This is a genomic window from Streptomyces sp. SID14478 (genome assembly GCF_010548525.1).
In the GTDB taxonomy this organism is placed as follows: domain Bacteria; phylum Actinomycetota; class Actinomycetes; order Streptomycetales; family Streptomycetaceae; genus Streptomyces.
The window spans coordinates 1-4,357 of sequence record NZ_JAAGMG010000562.1; the positions used below are offsets into that span (position 1 = coordinate 1).

5 protein-coding genes are annotated in these 4,357 nt (G+C 69.7%); all 5 read right to left on the reverse strand.

Translation table 11 applies throughout. From position 1 onward, the window contains the following. On the reverse strand, nucleotides 1-251 hold a 251-nt coding region (locus G3I40_RS18625), incomplete at its 3' end, for a hypothetical protein (RefSeq protein WP_164303266.1). A gap of 237 nt (nucleotides 252-488) precedes the next feature. Continuing rightward, nucleotides 489-1,394, reverse strand: a complete 906-nt coding sequence (gene truB, locus G3I40_RS18630; RefSeq protein ID WP_164303267.1) for a tRNA pseudouridine(55) synthase TruB — start codon at nucleotides 1,392-1,394, stop codon at nucleotides 489-491. Between the two features lie 2 nt (nucleotides 1,395-1,396). Next, nucleotides 1,397-1,858 (reverse strand): 30S ribosome-binding factor RbfA, encoded by a 462-nt coding sequence (rbfA, locus tag G3I40_RS18635; RefSeq protein ID WP_164303268.1) that lies wholly within the window; start codon nucleotides 1,856-1,858, stop codon nucleotides 1,397-1,399. A 36-nt stretch (nucleotides 1,859-1,894) separates the two neighbouring features. Beyond that, nucleotides 1,895-2,188 (reverse strand): DUF503 domain-containing protein, encoded by a 294-nt coding sequence (locus tag G3I40_RS18640; RefSeq protein ID WP_164303269.1) that lies wholly within the window; start codon nucleotides 2,186-2,188, stop codon nucleotides 1,895-1,897. A 136-nt stretch (nucleotides 2,189-2,324) separates the two neighbouring features. After that, a partial coding sequence (gene infB, locus G3I40_RS18645; RefSeq protein WP_164303270.1) for a translation initiation factor IF-2 occupies nucleotides 2,325-4,357 on the reverse strand: 2,033 nt, incomplete at its 5' end.

Sequence of the window (4,357 nt, forward strand, 5' to 3'; positions counted from 1 at the left end):
GCCCCGACGGGCAGCGGCGCCCCGCCGAGTCCCTCGGTGTGCACCAGCGCGAGGTCGGCCCCGGGCAGCGCGCGGACCGACTCCGGTCCCACCACGCACGTCGCGCCGCCCGGCGCGTGCAGCACCACTCGCCCGAGCCCGTCCACCGCCTCGTGGCTGGTGACGACGGTGCCCCGGTCGTCCGCGAGGAACCCCGCCCCGCGCGGCCGCCCGGCCAGATCACAGATCCGTACCAGAGGCGGATCCACCATGCCTCGAACCTCCCGCCACGCCCCGTGTTCCCGACGGTAGGCGCGCGGTGATCAGCCGGACAGGACGCGACGCGAACGCGCCCCCTTCCGCTCCCCCGGTTCACTCCGAGCGCCTGCTCGAAGGGGTGAAGGGAACGGCCCGGCGGAGAGACCCTGGGGAGGGGAACAGGGGGAACGTGGAGCGGCGGCCACCCGGAAACCGGGCGACCGCCGCTCCACCGCAGGTCCTTCAGTCGGTCAGCCGAAGACGGCCAGGCTCTTCGCCTTGCCCTTCGTCTCCTCGACCAACGCGAGGAAGCGGCCGTCGGCGCCGAAGACGGCGACGGGCCCGGCGCCCGCGTACTGCGCGGGCATCTCCAGGCGCACCCCGTTGAGCAGCAGCTGCCCGCGCTTGGCGTCGACGTCCCAGAGGGGGAACGCGGCGCCCGCGGCCTCGGCCACCGGCATCACGGTCAGCTCCTCCTGGAGCTGGTCCAGGGTGCGCGCCGAGTCGAGCTTGTACGGGCCGACGCGGGTGCGGCGCAGCGCGGTCAGATGCCCGCCGACGCCGAGGCCGGCGCCCAGGTCGCGGGCGAGGGCCCGGATGTACGTACCGGACGAGCAGACCACCGACACGACCAGGTCGAGCACGGGCGTCCTGTCCTCGGCGACCGCCTCCCGGACGTCGTACACGGCGAACGAGGAGATGGTGACGGGCCGGGCGGGGATCTCGAAGTCCTCGCCGTCGCGGGCCCGCTTGTACGAGCGCACGCCCTTGATCTTGATGGCGCTGACCTTGGACGGCACCTGCATGATGTCGCCGCTGAGCTCGGCGATGCCCGCGTCGATCGCCTCGCGCGTGACCCCGGACGCGTCGGTGGAGGAGGTGAGCTCGCCCTCGGCGTCGTCGGTCAGGGTGTTCTGCCCGAGCCGGATGGTGCCCAGGTACTCCTTCTCCGTCAGTGCGAGATGGCCGAGGAGCTTGGTGGCCCGCTCGACGCCGAGCACGAGGACGCCCGTCGCCATGGGGTCGAGGGTGCCCGCGTGGCCGACCTTGCGCGTCTTGGCGATCCCGCGCATCTTGGCCACGACGTCGTGCGAAGTGAAGCCCGACGGCTTGTCGACGATGACAAGCCCGTCGGGCGGTGGGGTGCGGTCGGACATGCTCAGGCGTCGCCGTCCTCGTCCGAGGTGGCGTCGTCGTCCTCTTCCGGCTTGCGGTACGGGTCGGCCCCGCCGGCGAACGTGGCGCCCGCGGACGCCTCGCGCACCTGGGCGTCCGAGGACCGCGCCTTGTCGAGGAGGTCCTCGATCGTCTTGGCGTTGTCCGGGAGGGCGTCCGCGACGAAGGTCAGGGTCGGCGTGAACTTCACCCCGGCGGCCTGGCCGACCGCGGAGCGCAGGATGCCCTTGGCGCTCTCCAGACCGGCAGCCACCTCGGCCCGCTGCTCGTCGTCCCCGTAGACCGTGTAGAAGACGGTCGCCTCCCGAAGGTCACCCGTGACGCGGGTGTCCGTGATGGTGACGTGGGTGCCGAGCCGCGGGTCCTTGATCCCACGCTGCAGCTTCTGGGCCACCACCTCTCGAATGAGGTCCGCCAGCCTCTTGGCGCGCGCGTTGTCGGCCACTGGTCCGTCTCCTTAGTAACTGTCTTGCTTGTTGCTTCAGTCTTCGTCGCTGTGGAGCCTGCGTCGAACCGAGAGCAGTTCCACCTCGGGCCGCCCGGCCACCAGCCGCTCGCAGTGGTCCAGTACCTCGGCGAGGTGTCCCGTGTCCCCGGAGACCACCGCGAGCCCGATCTCGGCCCTGCGGTGGAGGTCCTGGTTGCCCGTCTCCGCCGCGCTCACCGCATATTTGCGCTGGAGTTCGGCGACGATCGGACGGACGAGGGAGCGCTTCTCCTTCAGCGAGTGGACGTCGCCGAGGAGCAGATCGAAGGACAGAGTCCCCACATACATGTGTGTATCCGGATGTCCCGCCGGTCCGGGTTCGTATGGCGCTACGCAGTTACGCCGATACGGGAACCGTACACGCAACGGCCGGGGCCGATCGACGGAAATAAGTCCCGTCGACCGGCCCCGATCGCACTTCAGGTTACGCGCGCGGCTTCTCGCGCATCTCGTACGTCGCGATGACGTCGTCGACCTTGATGTCGTTGAAGTTGCCGAGGTTGATACCGCCCTCGAACCCTTCGCGGATCTCGGTGACGTCGTCCTTGAAGCGACGCAGACCGGAGATGTTGAGGCTCTCCGCGATGACCTTGCCATCGCGCAGCAGGCGCGCCTTGGTGTTGCGCTTGACCTCTCCGGACCGGACGAGCACACCGGCGATGTTGCCCAGCTTGGACGACTTGAAGACCTCGCGGATCTCCGCCGTGCCGAGCTCGACCTCTTCGTACTCCGGCTTGAGCATGCCCTTGAGGGCCGCCTCGATCTCCTCGATGGCCTGGTAGATCACCGAGTAGTACCGGACGTCGACGCCCTCGCGCTCCGCCATCTGCTGCGCACGGCCGGCTGCCCGGACGTTGAAGCCGATGACGATGGCGTCGGAGCCGGTCGCCAGGTTGATGTCGGACTCGGTGACCGCACCCACACCGCGGTGCAGGACACGGATGTCGACCTCTTCACCGACGTCGAGCTGGAGCAGCGAGGACTCGAGGGCCTCCACCGAACCGGACGCGTCGCCCTTGATGATGAGGTTGAGCTCCTGCACCAGACCGGCCTTGAGGGCCTCGTCCAGGTTCTCCAGGGAGAACCGGACGCCGCGGCGCGCGAAGTTGGCGTTGCGCTCGCGAGCGGCACGCTTCTCGGCGATCTGACGGGCCGTACGGTCCTCGTCGACCACCAGGAAGTTGTCGCCGGCACCCGGGACGTTGGTGAGACCGAGCACGAGGACGGGGGTCGAGGGACCCGCTTCCTCGACGTTGTTCCCGCTGTCGTCGAGCATGGCGCGGACACGGCCGTACGCGTCGCCGACCACCATCGTGTCGCCGATGCGCAGCGTGCCGCGCTGGACCAGGACCGTCGAGACGGCACCGCGGCCCTTGTCGAGGTGCGACTCGATCGCAATACCCTGCGCGTCCTGCTCCGGGTTGGCCCGCAGGTCGAGCGAGGCGTCCGCGGTCAGGACCACGGCCTCCAGGAGGGACTCGATGTTGAGGCCCTGCTTGGCGGAGATGTCGACGAACATGGTGTCGCCGCCGTACTCCTCGGCCACCAGGCCGTACTCGGTCAGCTGACCGCGCACCTTGGTCGGGTCGGCACCCTCGACGTCGATCTTGTTGACCGCGACGACGATCGGGACCTCGGCGGCCTTGGCGTGGTTCAGCGCCTCGACCGTCTGCGGCATGACGCCGTCGTTGGCCGCGACCACGAGGATCGCGATGTCGGTCGACTTCGCACCACGGGCACGCATGGCGGTGAAGGCCTCGTGACCGGGGGTGTCGATGAAGGTGATCTTGCGCTCCTCCTCGTTCACCTCCGTCGTGACCTGGTACGCACCGATGTGCTGCGTGATGCCGCCGGCCTCACCCGCGATGACGTTCGTCTTGCGGATGGTGTCGAGCAGTCGGGTCTTACCGTGGTCGACGTGACCCATGACGGTCACGACCGGCGGACGCGCGACGAGGAGTTCCTCGCCACCCTCGTCCTCGCCGAACTCGATGTCGAAGGACTCGAGCAGCTCGCGGTCCTCCTCCTCGGGGCTGACGATCTCGAGGACGAAGTTCATCTCGTCCGCGAGGAGCTTCAGCGTCTCGTCGGAGACGGACTGCGTGGCAGTGACCATCTCGCCGAGGTTCATCATCACGCCGACGAGCGACGCCGGGTTGGCGTTGATCTTCTCGGCGAAGTCGGTGAGGGACGCACCGCGCGACAGACGCACCGTGGCGCCGTTGCCGCGAGGCAGCATGACGCCGCCGACCGACGGGGCCTGCATGGCCTCGTACTCCTGGCGCCTCTGACGCTTCGACTTGCGACCACGACGGGCGGGCCCGCCGGGACGGCCGAACGCACCCTGCGTGCCACCACGGCCACCCGGACCACCGGGACGACCGCCGAAGCCGGGACGGCCACCGCCGCCACCGGGACGACCGGCGAAGCCGCCGCCACCGCCACCGGGACCGCCGG

Coding starts and splice junctions, on each gene's coding strand:
- truB (WP_164303267.1), bottom strand. CDS start 1,394: ATGTCCGACCGCACCCCACCGCCCGACGGGCTTGTCATCGTCGACAAG.
- G3I40_RS18640 (WP_164303269.1), bottom strand. CDS start 2,188: ATGTATGTGGGGACTCTGTCCTTCGATCTGCTCCTCGGCGACGTCCAC.